General features: G+C 70.8%; 13 protein-coding genes and 2 pseudogenes. 8 read left to right on the top strand and 7 right to left on the bottom strand.

Annotation, left to right across the window (positions count from 1 at the left end; all coding sequences use genetic code 11):
* Positions 1–134: 134 nt before the first annotated feature.
* Entirely contained in the window at positions 135–2,486 is a 2,352-nt protein-coding gene (locus tag OV079_RS46955) for a DUF4139 domain-containing protein (protein ID WP_267776541.1), read from the bottom strand.
* Positions 2,487–2,686: 200 nt separating this feature from the next.
* On the opposite strand from OV079_RS46955, the gene pip (OV079_RS46950) reads away from it, so the two are divergent.
* Positions 2,687–3,652, top strand: a complete 966-nt coding sequence (gene pip / locus OV079_RS46950) for a prolyl aminopeptidase (protein WP_267776540.1) — start codon at positions 2,687–2,689, stop codon at positions 3,650–3,652.
* Between the two features lie 29 nt (positions 3,653–3,681).
* Positions 3,682–4,672: pseudogene (gene pip / locus OV079_RS46945) on the top strand (prolyl aminopeptidase).
* Positions 4,673–4,826: 154 nt separating this feature from the next.
* Here the strand turns inward: pip (OV079_RS46945) and OV079_RS59745 are convergent.
* The 6 genes and pseudogenes from OV079_RS59745 to OV079_RS46920 form a co-directional block, all read right to left on the bottom strand.
* A complete protein-coding gene (locus OV079_RS59745) occupies positions 4,827–5,102 on the bottom strand; it encodes a DsbA family protein (RefSeq protein WP_420829593.1) in 276 nt (91 codons plus the stop codon).
* A gap of 94 nt (positions 5,103–5,196) precedes the next feature.
* Positions 5,197–5,925: pseudogene (locus OV079_RS46940) on the bottom strand (DsbA family protein); the annotation flags it as partial.
* Positions 5,865–6,038 (bottom strand): hypothetical protein, encoded by a 174-nt coding sequence (locus OV079_RS46935; RefSeq protein WP_267776537.1) that lies wholly within the window; start codon positions 6,036–6,038, stop codon positions 5,865–5,867. The pseudogene OV079_RS46940 and the gene OV079_RS46935, both read right to left, overlap by 61 nt.
* Positions 6,039–6,040: 2 nt before the next feature.
* Complete coding sequence (gene hemB, locus OV079_RS46930) at positions 6,041–7,027, bottom strand: porphobilinogen synthase (protein ID WP_420829592.1); 987 nt, start codon at positions 7,025–7,027, stop codon at positions 6,041–6,043.
* Between the two features lie 40 nt (positions 7,028–7,067).
* Entirely contained in the window at positions 7,068–7,499 is a 432-nt protein-coding gene (locus OV079_RS46925) for an HIT family protein (RefSeq protein ID WP_267776535.1), read from the bottom strand.
* Between the two features lie 11 nt (positions 7,500–7,510).
* On the bottom strand, positions 7,511–8,131 hold the full coding sequence (locus tag OV079_RS46920) for a DNA-3-methyladenine glycosylase (RefSeq protein WP_267778804.1): 621 nt from the start codon (positions 8,129–8,131) through the stop codon (positions 7,511–7,513).
* A gap of 151 nt (positions 8,132–8,282) precedes the next feature.
* Here OV079_RS46920 and OV079_RS46915 point away from each other — a divergent pair, with 151 nt between their 5' ends.
* The 6 genes from OV079_RS46915 to OV079_RS46890 all read left to right on the top strand — a co-directional run bounded on the left by OV079_RS46915 (position 8,283) and on the right by OV079_RS46890 (position 16,813).
* Positions 8,283–8,861, top strand: a complete 579-nt coding sequence (locus OV079_RS46915) for a hypothetical protein (protein WP_267776534.1) — start codon at positions 8,283–8,285, stop codon at positions 8,859–8,861.
* 88 nt (positions 8,862–8,949) lie between these two features.
* A complete protein-coding gene (locus OV079_RS46910; protein WP_267776532.1) occupies positions 8,950–10,263 on the top strand; it encodes a flotillin family protein in 1,314 nt (437 codons plus the stop codon).
* Between the two features lie 2 nt (positions 10,264–10,265).
* Positions 10,266–11,546: a flotillin family protein gene (locus OV079_RS46905; protein ID WP_267776530.1), complete on the top strand. Its 1,281-nt coding sequence runs from the start codon at positions 10,266–10,268 to the stop codon at positions 11,544–11,546.
* Positions 11,547–11,772: 226 nt separating this feature from the next.
* The gene (locus OV079_RS46900) at positions 11,773–12,339 is read left to right on the top strand and encodes a TetR/AcrR family transcriptional regulator (protein WP_267776529.1); all 567 of its coding nucleotides are present in this window, start codon (positions 11,773–11,775) and stop codon (positions 12,337–12,339) included.
* 31 nt (positions 12,340–12,370) lie between these two features.
* Complete coding sequence (locus OV079_RS46895; RefSeq protein ID WP_267776528.1) at positions 12,371–13,405, top strand: efflux RND transporter periplasmic adaptor subunit; 1,035 nt, start codon at positions 12,371–12,373, stop codon at positions 13,403–13,405.
* A gap of 9 nt (positions 13,406–13,414) precedes the next feature.
* Positions 13,415–16,813 (top strand): efflux RND transporter permease subunit, encoded by a 3,399-nt coding sequence (locus OV079_RS46890; RefSeq protein ID WP_267776527.1) that lies wholly within the window; start codon positions 13,415–13,417, stop codon positions 16,811–16,813.
* Positions 16,814–16,887: the final 74 nt, after the last annotated feature.

Raw genomic sequence — 16,887 nt, 5'->3', positions numbered from 1 at the left:
GCGGGGGGGCGGCAAGTCCGTGCGTATCCCACTTGGGAGCGGCGCAGACGCGCGCCGGACGGCGTCCGGAGCGAGGTGCAGCTTTCTTCACCCCTGCAGACCCGTCAATTCGCGTCAAGCCGTCGGAACGATCGTCACGGCGTCGGTGCCGAGAGGTCGATGCTCTGCAGCGAGTCCTCGAGCTCGATCTTCTTCTCGAGCCGCTTCGACTGCAGCTCGACGATCGTGCGCCCGATCTTGTCGGCGTCGCGCGTGAATTCGTCGAGGCGCTTGTTCAACTTGCTGCGCAGATCGCCGGCCGCCCCGTCCTTTTTGATCGCCTCGAGGTTCTGCCGCGTCTCGCTGGCGCGCTGGTCGAGCTCGGCCTGCTGGCGCGAGAGCCCCTCGACCTCGGTGTCGATGCGGCCGATCTCCTGGCGCAGGCGGACGAGCGGCTCGATCTTCTTGCGCGCGTTCGCGTCGAGGTTCGGCAGGCGCAGCAGCGCGTCGAGCAGCTGCGGCGCGCGGCCGTCCCAGATCGTGATGACCGCGTGCGACGGCGTCTGCTCGACGACCTCGACCTTGCCCTCGATCGCGTTGCCGGTGACCTTGACCGGCACGAGGTAGGCGTCGGGCAGCTCCTCGAGGCCCTCGATCTTCGACTTGAGCGCGTAGGCCCCGCCCTGCTTCGGGTGGCGGATCAGCACCGAGTAGCCCTTCGGGTCAGGTTGGCCCTTCACCGTCCACGTCGTCGCCACCCGCTGGAAGTTCTCGACCTCGAGCACGCCGCGCACGATCTTGAGGATGTGCATGTCCTCGCCGGAGTACTGCGCCTGCGACGACACCATCAGCGACGGCTCGACCGCGAACGGGATCGTCGTGCTCGTCTGCGTCCCGACCGCCTCCGACAGGCCCTCGCCGACGAAGCTGCCGCCGGCGTAGATCGCGATCGGCCCGGGCTCGAGCACGAACGGCGTGGTGTTCTTGAAGCGGACCACGCGGTACGGGTTCTGCTCGTAGCCGGTGCCGGCGCCGCCCGGGCGGAACAGGAACGTCTGCTCGGCGGCCACGTCCTGGTTGACGATCGCCACCATCGTCGAGCTGCCGTCGGGCACCGTCACGCGCGCGTCGAGGTCGAAGCGCGTCAGGCCGCTGACGCTCTTGGCCCGCGCGCTCGCCTGCGTGCTGCGGCGCAGCGACTCGAGGTCCATCGCCGGCGGGGCCGCGGCCGCCTCCTCGGCCTTGGCCACCTCGCCGCCGTAGCTCTCGTCGTCGAGGTCGTAGCTGCGGCTCACGCTGCTGCTGCCGCCGCCGCCCTTCGAGGCCCCGGCCGGCTTGGCCGCCGGCCGCCTGGCCGACTTCTTCTCGGCCTCCGTCCGGGCGTAGTCCGGCGCGGGCGAAGGTGCCGGCGCGGCCTGGCCCGCCGCGATCCCGGCGGCATCCGGGCAGCCGTCCTCGTCGGTGTAGCCGTTGAACGTCTCGGGGCTGTCGGGGCACTGGTCGAGCGAGTCGGGGATCGCGTCGCCGTCGCGATCGCCGCCCGACTGGTACGACGTCTCGCCCATCGCCACCGCGGCCCGCTTCTGCACCCCGGCCTCGGTGAGGTCCGAGCGCGAGACCGTGCGCGGCGTGTGAAGGTCGTAGCGGAAGGCGATCGGCGCGCCCGAGGTCAGGCTCATCGACACCTTGCCCCAATCCTCGCCGCTGGTGTTGTCGACCACCGCCCACGCCTGCAGCAGCGCCGGCCCCTTCTCGCCCGGCTCGGGCAGGACCACGCGGTAGGTCGGCTTCCACATCGGCGCCGCCACCACGTAGCTGACCACCAGGTCGTGGCTGTTCGCCCCGGCCAGGCGGATCTCCACCGCCACCTGCTGGAACATCCCCTCGCCCGCGGTCGCGTCGAGCGTGCGGTGGAACTGCAGCGCCAGGTCGCCGTCCTGCAGCGTCACCCCGCGCACCTTCGACAGGCGCACCACCTGCAGCTGCTTGCCGTCCATCAGCGAGACCTTGTAGTCGCGCGCTCCGCCCTGCGGCGCCGGCACCCGCTCCGACGACGGCGGCGGCGTCGGGTCGGGCTCGTCGACGATCGCCTCGACCAGGACGATGCGTCCGCGCAGCTTGCCCTGCGTCGTCTTCAGCGTCACGTAGGTGCCGCGCAGCGCGTCGAGCACCTGCGCCAAACTACCTTGCCCCGGGGCCAGGGTCGAAAGGGCAGCATTGGCCCACGACTCGGGGTCGAGCGGCATCGACACGCTGACCGCCTGACCGCTCTTGCGGTCGATCACCGTCAGGCTCTTCAGCAGGTCGTTGACCTGGTCCTTGCGGACCTTGATCACCAGGGCGTCGCCCTTGACCTCGCCGCGGCGCTCGAAGTAGCCGATCCCGTTGCGGTAGAGCACCACGCGGTCGAGCCCGAGCGAGCTCTCGGTGGCGGCGTAAGGATTGCGCCCGTGGGCGCAGCCGATGAAGAGGAGGGCGACGAGGGCGGACGAGGCGAGCCTGGACACGTGCGAGGGATCTCCTGCGAGGTCGATGCTAACGCCGCGAGCCATTCCCCTCTTACTCGTCCGGACGCCCGCCGAACCCCGCCGGAGGCGCGTCTTCGGCCGCCGCGCGGCTTTGCCCGCCGGGGCCGCCACAAATCCTGCGGAGCGGCCGCACGCGGCGCCTCTGGACGCCTTGATCGCGCTTTGCCAAGCTCGCGCCGATGGCCCCCCCACGCAGGCGCACGCTCTACCCGGAGATCGAGCCCTACAACGCCGGCTTCTTGCAGGTCAGCGGGCTGCACCGCGTGTACTTCGAGGAGTCGGGCAACCCCGACGGCAAGCCGGCGGTGTTCCTCCACGGCGGACCGGGCGGCGGCACGGTGCCCGACCAGCGGCGCTTCTTCGACCCCGATCGCTACCGGATCGTCCTGTTCGACCAGCGCGGCTGCGGCAAGAGCACCCCGCACGCCGAGCTGCAGGACAACACCACCTGGGATCTCGTCGCCGACATCGAGCGCGTGCGCGAGCACCTCAACGTCCAGCGCTGGCTGGTGTTCGGCGGCTCGTGGGGCAGCACCCTCGCCCTCGCCTACGCGCAGAAGCACCCGCGCAAGGTCACCGAGATGGTGCTGCGGGGGATCTTCCTCCTGCGCCGCAGCGAGCTGCGGTGGTTCTACCAGGACGGCGCCAGCGCCCTGTTCCCCGACGCGTGGGAGCGGTTCCTCGCCCCGATCCCGGCGGCCGAGCGCGGCGACCTGATGAAGGCCTACCACAAGCGGCTCACCAGCGACGACGCGGCCGTGCGCCTCGAGGCCGCGCGGGCGTGGAGCGTGTGGGAGGCCAGCACCAGCTACCTGCGCGTCAACTCCGAGCAGATCGAGCGCGCCGGCGAGGACGAGTTCAGCCTCGCGTTCGCCCGCATCGAGGCCCACTACTTCGTCCACCGCGGCTTCCTCGAGCGCGACAACCAGCTGGTCGAGAACGTCCCGCGGATCCGCAACATCCCCACGGTCATCGTCCAGGGCCGCTACGACGTCGTCTGCCCGCCGCAGAGCGCCTGGGACCTGCACCGCGCCTGGCCCGAGGCCGACCTGCGGATCGTCGACGACGCCGGCCACTCCGCCTTCGAGCCCGGGATCCTCCATGAGCTCGTGGCCGCCACCGACCGCTTCGCCGCGGATACCTGACCTGTCCCCGAGAACCTGAGCTTTTCGCCATGACCGTTCGACCAGCTCACTCCGCCCCGCACCGCCAGGACCCGCTGTCGGCCCTGTACCCGCCGATCGACCCGTTCCACTTCGGCCGGCTGCAGGTCCCCGGCGGGCACGACCTCTACTTCGAGCAGTCGGGCAACCGCGCCGGCAAGCCGGTGGTGTTCCTGCACGGCGGGCCCGGCGGCGGCACCGACCCCAAGCACCGGCGCTTCTTCGACCCGGCGCGCTACCGCATCATCCTGTTCGACCAGCGCGGCTGCGGCCAGAGCGAGCCGTTCGCCTCGCTCGACGACAACACCACCTGGGACCTCGTCGACGACATCGAGCGCCTGCGCGAGCACCTCGGCGTCGACCGCTGGCAGGTGTTCGGCGGCTCGTGGGGCAGCACCCTCGGGGTCGCCTACGCCGAGGCCCACCCGCACCGCGTCACCAAGCTGGTGCTGCGCGGGATCTTCATGTTCACCCGCCGCGAGTCCGACTGGTTCTACGGCCGCGGCACCCGCACCCTGTTCCCCGACGCCTGGGAGGCCTTCGTCGCCCCGATCCCCGAGGCCGAGCGCGCCGACCTGATCGCCGCCTACTACCGCCGCCTCACCTCGACCGACCCGCGCGTCCGCGTCGAGGCCGCGCGCGCGTGGAGCCTGTGGGAGAGCCGCGTCGCCACCCTGCACCCCGACCCCGACGTCGAGATGCACTGCGACAACACCGACTTCACCCTCGCCTTCTCGCGCATCGAGTGCCACTACTTCGTCAACAAGGGCTTTAAATCACGAGACCCAGCTGCTCGACGAGGCGACGAAGATCGAGCACATCCCGACGACGATCGTGCACGGCCGCTACGACGTGATCTGCCCGCTCGAGAACGCCTGGCACCTGCACAAGCGGCTGCCCCGCTCGGAGCTCGTGATCGTCCCCGACGCCGGCCACTCCGCCTTCGAGCCCGGCATCGCCCTCAGCCTGCGCCGCGCCACCGACCGCTACGCCCACCTGTAGCGCGAGCCACGGCTGACCCGCGCGCCGGCTCGTCGCGCGCCGAGGCGCGCCGCGCCCTCGCATGGACGGGGGCGCGGCTTCACGAACATGCCCTTCATGACATGTCCTCCTGGGCATGTCCTCGCGGACATGCCCTACATGACATGTCCGAAGTTCACATCGCCGAGACGTCGCCGCCGGCCGCCGCGGCCGCCAGCGTGAGGCGATCGGCGCCCCAGTAGAGCTGCGGCCCGCGCTCGCGGGTGTGCACCACGAAGGTCGGCACCCCGAACACCCCGGCCGCCTCGGCCTCGGCGGTGGCGGTCACCAGCGCCTGCTTCAGCGCCGGCGTGTCCGCGGCGGCCACCAGCGCCGCCCCGTCGAGCCCGACCGCATCGGCGATCGCCGCCACCACCGCGGGGTCGCTGATGTCGCGGTCCTCGGCCCACATCGCCGTCGCCAGCGCGCGCACCAGCGGCGGCGGCGAGCCGGCGGCCAGCGTCACCCGCAGCGGCAGGACCGTGCGCATCGGGAAGCCCTGCGGGATGGAACGGCAGCCCCGCGCGCGCCGCCTGGCGATCGAGGTCCTGCATCGTGTGGCGCCGCTTCTCCGGGCTCTGCACGAACAGCGGCACGTCGGGCGTGCCGAGGGTGCGGAACAGCCCGCCGAGCAGGATCGGCCGCCAGCGCACCTGCGGGCCCAGCTCGCCCGCGCGCATGATGGCCAGATAGGCGAACGGGCTGCTGTAGTCGAAGTAGAAGTCGACCGGCGCCTCCGGCGACGGCGCCGGCTGCGAGGGGGCCCCGCCGAGCGCCGCCTCGACCATGTCCGCGCGGTCCTGCCCCCAGAACAGCTCGTCGCCGACGAAGTAGGTCGGCACGCCGAACACCCCGCGCGCGACCGCCTCGTCGGTGCGGCGGCGCAGCTCGTCCTTGATCTCCGGCGACTCGGCGCGGGCGAGGATCGCCGCGGCGTCGAGGCCGACGTCCGCGAGCGCCCGCGCCAGCACCTCGCGGTCGGCGATGTCGGCGTTCTCGTCCCAGTAGGCGCGGTAGATGCGGTGGACGAGCGGCAGCGACGGCCCGGCCGCGAGCACGCAGCGCAGCGCCTCGACCGTGCGCATCGGGTGGTTCGGCGGCATGCGCAGCGGCACCCCGGCGCGCTGGGCCGCGCGGCGGATGTCGTCGAGGTTGTGGCGGGCCTTGGCCGGGTTCAGGGTCGCCGCCAGGTTCTGCGGCGTGCCGCGGGCCTTGAACACCCCGCCGAGCAGCATCGGCCGCAGGTCGAGATCGGCGCCTGTCCTTGGGCCAGCTGCTCGACCTGCGTCGACGCCACGTAGGCGAACGGGCACGAGAAGTCGAACCAGAACTCGAGCCGCGGCGCCATCGCTACTTCCTCGCGCCCGTCAGCCACTCCGCCGCCTGGCGGGCGAAGTAGGTGAAGATCACGTCGGCGCCGGCGCGGCGGATGCCGAGCAGGCTCTCGAGCACCACCCGCTTCTCGTCGAGCCAGCCGCGCTCGCTGGCCGCCTTGAGCATCGCGTACTCGCCGCTGACCTGGTAGGCCGCGAGCGGCAGGTTGCTCGCGCGGCGCAGCGCCGCGAGGATGTCGAGGTACGGACCGGCCGGCTTGACCATCAGGATGTCGGCGCCCTCGACCTCGTCGAGCTCGGCCTCGCGCAGCGCCTCGCGGGCGTTGGCGGGGTCCATCTGGTAGGTCTTCTTGTCGCCGCTCTTGGGCGCCGAGTCGAGCGCGTCGCGGAACGGCCCGTAGAACGCCGAGGCGTACTTGGCCGTGTAGGCGAGGATCGACGCGTCGGTGAAGCCCTCGCCGTCGAGCGCCTCGCGCAGCGCTTGCACGCGGCCGTCCATCATGTCCGACGGCGCGACGATGTCGGCGCCGGCGTGGGCCTGGCACAGCGCCTGGGCGCACAGCGCCTCGACCGTCTCGTCGTTCAAGATGCGCCCGTCGGGCGCGACGATCCCGTCGTGGCCGTCGCTGTTGTACGGGTCGAGCGCGACGTCGGTGACGATCACCAGGTCGGGCCAGCGGTCCTTCAGCGCCTTGATCGTCTCGGGGATGAGCCCGTTCGGGTTCCACGCCTCGCGCCCGTCGGACGTCTTGAGCGCCTCGGCCACCGCCGGGAACAGCGCGACGAGGTTGACCCCGACCGCGCGCGCGGCCTCGACCTCGGCCAAGAGCCCCTTGCGCGACAGGCGGGCGCACCCGGGCATCGACGCGATCGGCTCGTCGTCGTCGCCGGCGTGGATGAACAGCGGGTAGATGAAGTGCTCGGGCCCCAGCGTCGTCTCGCGCACGAACGCGCGGATGGCGGGGTGCTTGCGGTTGCGCCGCGGTCGTTGCAGCAGGTTCAGCGGGTCGTGCGTCATCGCATCTGTCCTTCGTGACATGTCCTCAGAGACACCAGTCGCCCGCGCCCTCGGGCGCCAGCTTGGCCAGCGCCTGGCGCAGCTTGTCGGCCGCCTCGTCGAGCGCGGCCGGGCTGGCGCGGTGGTCGGCGTTGGCGAAGTCGAGGTCGTGCGGCCCGTCGATCGGGACCACGTGGAGGTGCACGTGCGGCACCTCGAGCCCGGCGATCATCAGCCCGACGCGGGCCGGCGCGAACGCCAGCATCTGCCCGCGGCCGATCGCCTGCGCCACCGTCGTCAGGTGCGCGGCGAGGTCGGCCTCGAGGTCGAGCCAGTGGTCGACCTCCTGCTTCGGCACCACCAGCGTGTGGCCGGGGCGCAGCGGCGCGATCGACAGGAATGCGGCGCAGCGGTCGTCCTGGTAGACGAAGCGACCGGGCAGCTCGCCGTTGATGATCCGGGTGAACACGGACGGCATGGCCGGGGATGCTACACCGGGCGGAGGCCCTTCGGCGCGCTGACCCACTTCGTCCCGGCCACGGCCAGGCGCCACGGGGCGTCGCGGTCGGCCGGCGTGGCGAAGTCGATGCCGACGCGCGGTCCGGCGAGGATCTCGCCGACCGGCGGGGCGTCGAGCGCCTCGAGCCCGCCGGGCTCGGTGACCGGATGATGCGACCACGACGTGTCGAGCTGCAGCGCCTGCCCGACCTTGCCCGGCCCGGTGAGCAGCGTCGGCCCCGTCGTCGTGGCCCCGCGGCGGCGCTGGATCTCCGTCAGCCCCAGCACCGGCTCGGCCGAGCGGATGAGCACCGCCGCCCCCTCGCCCTCTTCGTTGGTCGAGAGGTTGAGCATGTTGTGGATCCCGTAGCAGAGGTACACGTACGCGCGGCCCGGCGGGCCCCACATCGCCGCGTTGCGCTCGGTGAGGCCGAAGCGGCAGTGGTTCGCGCTGTCGTTCGGGTGGCGATAGGCCTCGACCTCGGTGATCCTCACGATCACCCCGTCGCGTCGCAGCAGCTTGCCCAGCAGATCGCGCGCCACGTCGAGCGCGTCGCGAGCGAAAAAGAGCGCGGCAGGAGTCGGTAGTCGTCGGCGGCCATATGGCTCCAGCGAGGGATGCTGACAGACCCGCAGCGTAGCCGTCGAGTGGGCCGCGCGTGTACGCCGTTCTTTGCGGAAAGTCGCGCCCCTGAGGCCGGCTGAGCGCTTCTGGCGCGCACGAGGCCGGTCGGCGTGGCATAATGTCAGGCCCCCTCAGGCGATGCTGATCTACCTCTACCTGTTCGCATTCGGACTCGGCGGCGTCCTCCTCCTCGGCTCGATCCTCATCGGCGACAAGGACGGCGGCAGCGACGGCGGCGACGGCGGCACTCAGGCCGAGCACTTCGACCACGGCGTCGGCGAGGACCACGGCGCGGTGGCCGGGCTGTTCACCGCCTTCTTCTCGCTGCGCTTCTGGATGTTCTTCCTCGCCTTCTTCGGGCTCACCGGCCTCGTGCTCGACGGCCTCGACCTCGTCGACAGCCCGACCTTCGCCCTCGTCGCCGCGGTCGCCATGGGCCTTCTGACCGGCCAGGGCACCGTCGCGGTGTTCCGCAGCCTGTCGCACAGCGAGACCAGCACGGCCGCGAGCGCCGCCGACTACATCGGCCGCAGCGGCCGCGTGATGGTCGGCTTCGGCGCCGGCGACCTCGGCAAGGTGCGGCTCACGCTCAAGGGCACCACCGTCGACGTCCTGGCCACCACCGAGGAGGAGCGCGGCTTCTCCTCCGGCGACGAGGCCCTCGTCATCGCCATGAACGACACCACCGCCGTCGTCGCCCGCGCCCCGGGCGTCTGACCGCGGCCAACCTGCACCGGAGGATCGAGTGAACCTGCCCGTCACGTCCCTGGCGTTCGCGCCAGCTGTGGAATCCACCTTCGAAGCGTTGACCCAAAACGTCGCCGGTCTGGCGATCGTCGGCGCGCTCGGCATCGGCCTCGGCGTGCTGCTCTTGCTGCTGCTGGTCAAGAACTTCCTCCACATCTGTCACCCGAACGAGGCGCTGATCTTCACCGGCCGCAAGCGCGTGAAGGACGGCGTCGACCTCGGCCCGCTGGTGATCCTCGGCCGCGGCGTCGTCGGTCAGGCGCCCGAGTTCCACGGCTGCGGCAAGGGCCGCGCCTGGCGGATCCCCGTGCTCGAGCTCGTCGACCGCCTCGACATGTCGGCGATGTCGATCGACGTCTACGTGCAGAACGCCTACTCGGCCGGCAACATCCCGCTCAAGATCCACGCGATCGCCAACGTCAAGATCAGCCCCGACCCGCGGCTGATCCGCAACGCGATCGAGCGCTTCCTCGGCCGCTCCACGCAGGAGGTCATGCAGGTCGCGCGTCAGACCCTCGAGGGCGCGCTGCGCGAGGTGCTGGCGCAGATGACCCCCGAGGCGGTCAACCACGACCGGCTCGAGTTCGCCAACAACCTGGCCAAGAGCGCCCAGGACGACCTCGACAAGCTCGGCCTGCAGCTCGACACCCTGAAGATCCAGCACGTTGCCGACGAGACAGGTTATCTCGACTCGCTGGGTCGGCCGCAGATCGCCGCGGTCCTGCGCGACGCCGAGAAGGCCGAGAGCCAGGCCCAGCAGGAGATCACCGAGGCCCAGGCCCAGGCCAACCAGCGCGCCGAGGTGGCCAAGGCCGCCGCCGAGACCGCGATCCTGGTCAAGCGCAACGAGCTGGCGAAGATCCGCGCCGAGCTCGAGGGCCGCGCCGCCGCCGTCGAGCGCGAGGCCGAGGCCGCCGCCAAGACCGCGCGCGCCAACGCCGAGCAGGAGCTGCAGACCGTGCGCAGCGACCTCGAGCAGAAGCGCCTCATGGCCGAGGTCATCATCCCGGCCGAGGTCGACCGGGCCGCGCGGCTGCTCCTGGCCAAGGGCGACGCCGCGCCGACGATCGAGAACGGCGCCGCGGTGGCCGAGGTCCTGCGCCTCACCAGCGAGGCGTGGCAGACCATGGGCCCGCAGGCGCGCGAGATCTACGTCATCCAGCACCTCGAGGAGCTGCTGGCCGCGGTGCTGCAGCCGATCGAGAAGCTCAAGATCCGCGAGGTCGCCGCGCTCGACCCGGGCGACGGCAGCGCGATCTCCAGCTACGCCGCCTCTTACCCGCGCGCGGTCGCCTCGGTGCTCAGCGCCCTGCGCGAGACCACCGGCGTCGACGTGCCCGCGATCCTGGCCGGAAAGACAGGTGCCCAGTGAACATGGAAGTATTGATGGCCCTGCTCGGGGTCGCCGCGATCGCGTTCGTCGCCCTGCTGCTCATCATCAAGAACGTCCTCTACGTGTGCCAGCCGAACGAGGTGCTGATCTTCAGCGGCCGCCAGCGCCAGACCGAGGACGGCAAGCTGTTCGGCTACAAGATCATCCGCGGCGGCCGGGCGATCCGGATCCCCTTGTTCGAGACGGTCGACCGCATGGACCTGACGAACATGATCATCGAGGTCCAGGTCAAGAACGCCTACTCGCGCGGCGGCATCCCGCTCAACATCCAGGGCGTCGCCAACATCAAGGTGCCGGGCGAGGAGCCGCTGCTCAACAACACCGTCGAGCGGTTCCTCGGCCGCTCGCGCGACTCGATCATGAAGACCGCGCGCGAGACCCTCGAGGGCAACCTGCGCGGCGTGCTGGCGACCATGACGCCGGAGCAGGTCAACACCGACAAGGAGACCTTCGCCCAGCGCCTGGCCGCCGAGGCCGAGCACGACCTCAACAAGCTCGGGCTCGTGCTCGACACCTTGAAGATCCAGAACGTCAGCGACGAGGTCGGCTACCTCGACGCCATGGGCCGCCAGCGGGCCGCCGCGATCCGGCGCGACGCCCTGATCGCCGAGGCCGTCAGCCAGGCCCAGGCCACCGAGCAGCGGTGGACCAACACCCGCAACTCCGAGCTCACCACCCTCGAGGCGCACACCCAGATCGCCCTCAAGGAGAACGAGCGCCGGATCGCCGACGCCCAGACCCGCCGCGCCGCCCTCATCGCCCAGCAGCAGGGCGAGGTCGAGGCCCTCATCGCCCAGGCCCGCGCCGAGGTCGGCATGCAGGACGCGCGCATCGAGCAGGTCCGCCGCCAGCTGCAGGCCGACATCCTCGCCCCCGCCGACGCCGCCCGCCGCAAGGCCGAGGAGGACGCCAAGGGCCACGCCGCGCGGATCATCGAGCAGGGCCGCGCCACCGCCCATGTGCTCTCGCAGATCGCCGCCACCTACAACAAGGGCGGCGCCGCGGCCCGCGACGTGCTGCTGATGCAGAAGCTGGTCCCGCTGTTCCACAGCCTGGCCGGCACGATCGGCGAGCTCAAGATCGACCGCCTGACGATCCTGCCCAGGGGGACAGGTACCGAAGGACAGCCGCTCGCCGCCCACCTGGTGGACGCCTCGGAGCAGATCAAGGCCGCCACCGGCATCGACGTGCCGAAGTCCTTGCGCGACGCGCTCGGAGATCTGCGCCCGCAGAAGGCCCCGCCGCTCCCACGTACGACCTGAACTTCGATTCAAGGCCATGAACCCGCGCCAGAGCTCGCTCCTGCAGCGGCCTGGCGCGAAGTTTTTGTGCCAATCGCCAAGCCAGCGAAAGTCGGCCCGTTTCGCGAGCGATACTGATCTCACCTTGACATGAATCTCCGTTCACGCCAATGAACCCCCGGTGTCGCGCAGGGTCGATGGCGGTGACGATGTGCCGCGCAAATCGCGTGGTGCGCGAGTCCGCGAGGTGGTACGGACGGAGACGCGCGCCGCATACCGCGAGGCGATCCTCGACGCGGCCACGCGGGTGTTCGGGCGGCTCGGATTCCAGGACGCGAAGATGGCCGACATCGCCGCCGAAGCGGGCGTGGCCGCGGGCACCGTCTACAACTACTTCAAGAACAAGGAAGAGGTGTTCCGCTCGATCCTGCAGCGGACGCACGAGCTGGTGTACCAGCGGATCCTGGTCCACCAGCGGCTCGAAGACCCGATCGAGCGCATGCGGGCCTCCACGCGCGAGGCGTTCGACTTCCTCGAGGAGCACGGCGCGCTGTTCCTGCTCTACGTCTCGATCGGCGGCGGCTTCGACTGGGCCCAGAAGCGCATCGAGCAGGCGCTGATCGACGAGAACCACGCCCGCTACTTCGCGCTCAGCCAGGCGACCTTGCGCGACGCGGTCGAGCGCGGCCAGCTGCGCAGCGACCTCTCGATCGAGCGCCTCGCGGTGCTCCTCAGCGGCCTGACCGACGCGACGATCTTCTCCTGGGTGCGAACCGGCTGTCCCCCGGCCTCCGCACGCAAGCCGACCCCCTGATCGACTTCTTCCTCCACGGCGCCAAAGCCCCATGACCGCACGCCACACCATCGTCCCCCTCGTCCTCGCCGGTCTCCTCGTCGCCGCCTGCGACAGCAAAGAGGCCGAGAAGCCCGCCTTGCCGGCGCAGGGCGCCGCGCCGACGATCCCGGTCCCGAGCAACAAGGGTCCCGGGCCGCAGCCGGGCGTCAAGGCGGGCGCGCGCGACCTCTCGATCGAGCGCTACGTCGGCACCGCGCTGCCCAAGCAGGAGGCCGAGCTCGGCCCGCGCATGAGCGGCACCCTCGCCACGGTCGACGTCGAGGAGGGGCAGATGGTCAAGAAGGGCCAGGTGCTGTTCCGCCTCGACGCTCGCTCGACCCGGCTCGGCGTCAGCCAGGCCGAGACCAGCCTGCAGGGCGCGCAGATCGCCCGCGACAACGCCAAGCGCGAGCTCGAGCGACAGCAGCAGCTCGCCGCCAAGGGCACCGTCGCCGCGGCCGTGCTCGAGCGGGCCGAGTCGGCCTTCAACAGCGCCGAGAACGGCGTCAGCGCGGCCACGGTCGCGCTGTCGATGGCCCGCCGCGGCACCGCCGACTCGGCCGTCGTCTCGCCGATCGACGGCCTCGTCGCCCACAAGTTCAAGGACGTCGGCGAGACCGTGACGATGATGCCGCCGACCATCGTCGTCGTGATCCAGGACCAATCTGTCCTCGAGGTCAGGGCGCGGATCCCCGAGGCCGCGCTGCGGCTGGTCCACGTCGGCGACCAGGTCACCGCCCACTTCTCCGCCCTCGGCGTCTCGCGCGAGGCCAAGGTCGTGCGCGTCCAGCCGACCGTCGACGCCGCCACGCGCACGATCGAGATCGTCACCGACGTCGACAACAAGGACGGGACGCTGCGCCCCGGCATGTACGTCGAGCTCGAGCTGCGCCCGCCGCTCGCCTCGGTGCTGCCCGGCGCCGAGGGTTCGGCGCCCGCGCCCGACGCCAAGGCCGCGCCCGACGTCAAGGCCGAGGTGGCCAAGGCGAACCCGAGCAAGAAAGCCCCGAGCGATCCCCCGCCGCCGTCTGCCGGCACCCACTGAGGTCCCGCCATGCTGCTCGCCGAAGTCTCGATCCGCCGCTCCATCTTCGCTACGATGCTGATCGCCGCGCTGATGGTGTTCGGCTTCTTCAGCTTGCCGCGCATCGGCGTCGAGCTGTTCCCGAACGTCGAGTTCCCGGTCGTCACCGCGACCGTCGTCTACCCGGGCGCCGACCCGGAGACGATGGAGACCAAGGTCGCCGACCCGATCGAGGAGGCGCTGCAGTCGATCAGCGGCGTCAAGCGCATGACCTCGCGCAACCTCGAGGCCGTCACCCAGGTGGTGATGGAGTTCGAGCTCGAGGTCGACGGCGTGCAGGCGCTGCAGGACGTGCGCGACAAGATCTCGGCGATCGAGCGCGACCTGCCGCAGGGCATCGACCCGCCGGTGGTGCAGAAGTTCGACGTCGGCGCCGCGCCGATCCTCTCGATCGCGCTGGCCGGCGACGTGCCGATGGCCGAGATGACGCGGATCGCCAAGGACGAGGTCAAGCAGCGCCTCCAGCAGATCTCGGGCGTCGGCAACGTCGACCTCATCGGCGGCCGCGAGCGCGAGATCAAGGTCCTCGTCGACCCGGCGCGCATGACCGGCTTCGGCCTCACCGCCGACGACGTCGCCAACGCCGTGCGCGCGCAGAGCCTCGAGCTGCCGGCCGGCTTCATCAAGACCGGCACCAGCGAGCTGACCCTGAAGACCCGCGGCGAGGTCAAGAGCGCCGCCGAGATCGCCGACATCCTGATCCCCGGCCCGCCCGGCGCGGTGGTCCGGATCCGCGACGTCGCCGAGGTCGTCGACGACGTCGAGGACGCCCGCTCGGCCTCGTTCCTCAACGGCAACTCGGCGCTCGCGCTGGTCGTCAAGAAGCAGTCCGGCGCCAACGTCGTGTCCCTCGCCGAGCAGGTGCGCGAGGTGCTGGACGAGATGCGGCCCGACCTCGAGCGGCGGGGCATCACCGCCGCCGTGCCGACCGACAACTCGGTGTTCGTCGAGCACGCCATCGGTGACGTCAAGTTCGACCTCATCCTCGGCGCGATCCTCACCATCGTCATCATCCTCGTGTTCCTGCACGACATCCGCGCGACCTTCATCGCCGCGCTGGCGATCCCGACCAGCATCGTGGCGACGTTCGCGTTCATGCAGTACATGGGGTTCTCGTTCAACAACATCTCCATGCTGGCGCTGTCGCTGTCGATCGGCATCCTCGTCGACGACGCGATCGTGGTGATCGAGAACATCTACCGCCACCTCGAGATGGGCAAGCCGCGCATGCGCGCCGCCCTCGACGCGACCAGCGAGATCGGCCTCGCCGTCATCGCCACGACCCTGTCGATCGTCGCGGTGTTCGTGCCGGTCGCCTACATGAAGGGCATCATCGGCCGCTTCTTCTTCCAGTTCGGCCTGACCGTCTCGGCGGCGGTGCTGCTGTCGATGCTGGTGTCGTTCACGCTGACGCCGATGCTGTCGTCGCGCATCATGCGGCAGCAGCACGGCCACGCCCCCGGCCTGTTCGCCCGCCTGTTCAACAAGATGTTCGGCGCCGTCGAGCGCGGCTACGCCGGCGTCCTGCGCTGGTCGCTGCGCTGGCCGTGGACCACCGTCCTCATCGCCCTGCTGTCGCTGTTCGGCTCGTGCGCCCTCGTCACCCGCGTGCCCGCCGAGTTCCTCCCGCCCGAGGACCAGTCGCAGTTCGCGGTCAACGTCGAGCTGCCGACCGGCACCGCGCTAGAGGCGACCATCGAGACGTCCGAGGCCGTGGCCGCCGACCTGCGCGCCAACCTGCCGCAGATCAAGGACACGTTCACCACCATCGGCGGCGGCGCGGTCGGCCAGGTCAACCGCGCGCGCATCACCGTCACCCTCGACCGGCCCAAGCAGCGCGGCTTCTCGCAGCAGGACGCGATGAAGTGGACCCGCGAGCGCCTCGCCAACGTCGAGGGCGCGATGTTCACCGTCGACCAGCTCGACCCGTTCGGCAACGACGGCGGCTTCCGCAGCCAGCCGATCCAGTTCTCGATCCGCGGCACCGACCTGAGCGAGGTCGTCGCCGCCGCCGAGGCGCTCAAGGGCGAGCTCGCCCAGACCGGCAAGTTCGTCGACCTCGACACCTCCTACCGCGGCGGCAAGCCCGAGGTCGCGATCGCGGTCGACCGCAACAAGGCCGCCGACCTCAGCGTGCCGATCGCCTCGATCGCCCGCACCGTACGCTCGCTGATGGCCGGCGACCCGATCTCCGACCTCAAGGAGGGCTCGGAGATCTACGACGTCATCCTCTACATGCCCGAATCGCTGCGCTCGAGCTTCGAGTCGCTCGGCAACATCAAGGTCCGCTCGGCCTCGGGCCGCCTGGTCGACCTGTCGGCGGTGGTCCGCGTCGAGCGCGGCGAGGGCCCCAGCGAGATCGAGCGCCAGAACCGCCTGCGCCAGGTGCTGGTGCTGGCGGCGCTCAACGACGTCACCCTCGGCGAGGCCCAGCAGCTCGTCACCGACGCGGCCAAGCGGGTCGTGCCGGCGAAGCTGCAGACCAGCTTCATGGGCGACGCCGAGGTCATGCAGGAGTCGTTCGAGTCGATGATCTTCGCCCTCCTCCTGGCGATCATCCTCGTCTACATGATCCTCGCGGCCCAGTTCGACAGCCTGATCCAGCCGATCACGATCATGGTCTCGCTGCCGCTGTCGGTCGTCGGCGCGTTCGGCGGCATCTACCTCGCCGGGATGTCGCTCAACATCTTCTCGTTCATCGGCCTCATCATGCTGATGGGCCTCGTCACCAAGACGGCGATCTTGCTGGTCGACTTCGCCAACAGCGAGCGCGAGAAGGGGGCCGTCATCACCGAGGCGCTGGTCCAGGCCGGCACCATCCGCCTGCGCCCGATCGTCATGACCGCCGCGGCCACCATCTTCGGCATGATCCCCGTCGCCCTGGCCCTCGGCGAGGGCGGCGAGACCCGCGCGCCCATGGCCGTCATCGTCATCGGCGGCATGATCACCTCGACCGTCCTCACCCTCGTCGTCGTCCCCGTCGTCTACCTGCTGTTCGACCGCATGGTCACCAGCCGGTCGATGCGCTGGATCAGCTTCAAGTTCTTCGGCGTCGACGCCAGCAAGCCCGCCGAGACCCTCGACGACCCGCTCCCGACCCAGGTGCAGGCCCACGCCGCGGCCGCCACCCCGGCCCAGGCCCCGCCCCCCGATCTGGTCATGCCGGTGCTCGTCGCCGAGGCCCCGCGGCCGCCGTCCGACGACTTCGAGATCGAGCGCGAGGTCGTGTTCCCCGCCTCCGCCGCGTCACCAAGCCGCCGGAGTGAGCGGCCGGGGCACCTTCCCCTTCGAACAGGTTCTTTAGAACAGGTTCTTTCGCACAGGACTCTCCCACCATGTCCCTCGTGTTGTCCGTCGCCCTGGCGCTGACGGCCCCGGCCCCGCAGGGCCGCCGCCGCCGCCCACCCGGCAAGCTCCGCCCGCCTCCGCCGACGCTGCCCCCT

This window comes from Nannocystis pusilla, from assembly GCF_026626665.1.
GTDB lineage: Bacteria > Myxococcota_A > Polyangia > Nannocystales > Nannocystaceae > Nannocystis > Nannocystis pusilla.
This window is presented reverse-complemented; position numbering and strand designations above follow the sequence as displayed.

Bases quoted from the DNA above. Each gene is read 5' to 3' on its own strand.
- pip (WP_267776540.1), top strand. From the start codon at position 2,687: ATGGCCCCCCCACGCAGGCGCACGCTCTACCCGGAGATCGAGCCCTAC.
- OV079_RS46915 (WP_267776534.1), top strand. From the start codon at position 8,283: ATGCTGATCTACCTCTACCTGTTCGCATTCGGACTCGGCGGCGTCCTC.
- OV079_RS46895 (WP_267776528.1), top strand. From the start codon at position 12,371: ATGACCGCACGCCACACCATCGTCCCCCTCGTCCTCGCCGGTCTCCTC.
- OV079_RS59745 (WP_420829593.1), bottom strand. From the start codon at position 5,102: ATGTGGGCCGAGGACCGCGACATCAGCGACCCCGCGGTGGTGGCGGCG.
- OV079_RS46935 (WP_267776537.1), bottom strand. From the start codon at position 6,038: ATGGCGCCGCGGCTCGAGTTCTGGTTCGACTTCTCGTGCCCGTTCGCC.
- OV079_RS46925 (WP_267776535.1), bottom strand. From the start codon at position 7,499: ATGCCGTCCGTGTTCACCCGGATCATCAACGGCGAGCTGCCCGGTCGC.
- OV079_RS46890 (WP_267776527.1), top strand. From the start codon at position 13,415: ATGCTGCTCGCCGAAGTCTCGATCCGCCGCTCCATCTTCGCTACGATG.
- OV079_RS46905 (WP_267776530.1), top strand. From the start codon at position 10,266: ATGGAAGTATTGATGGCCCTGCTCGGGGTCGCCGCGATCGCGTTCGTC.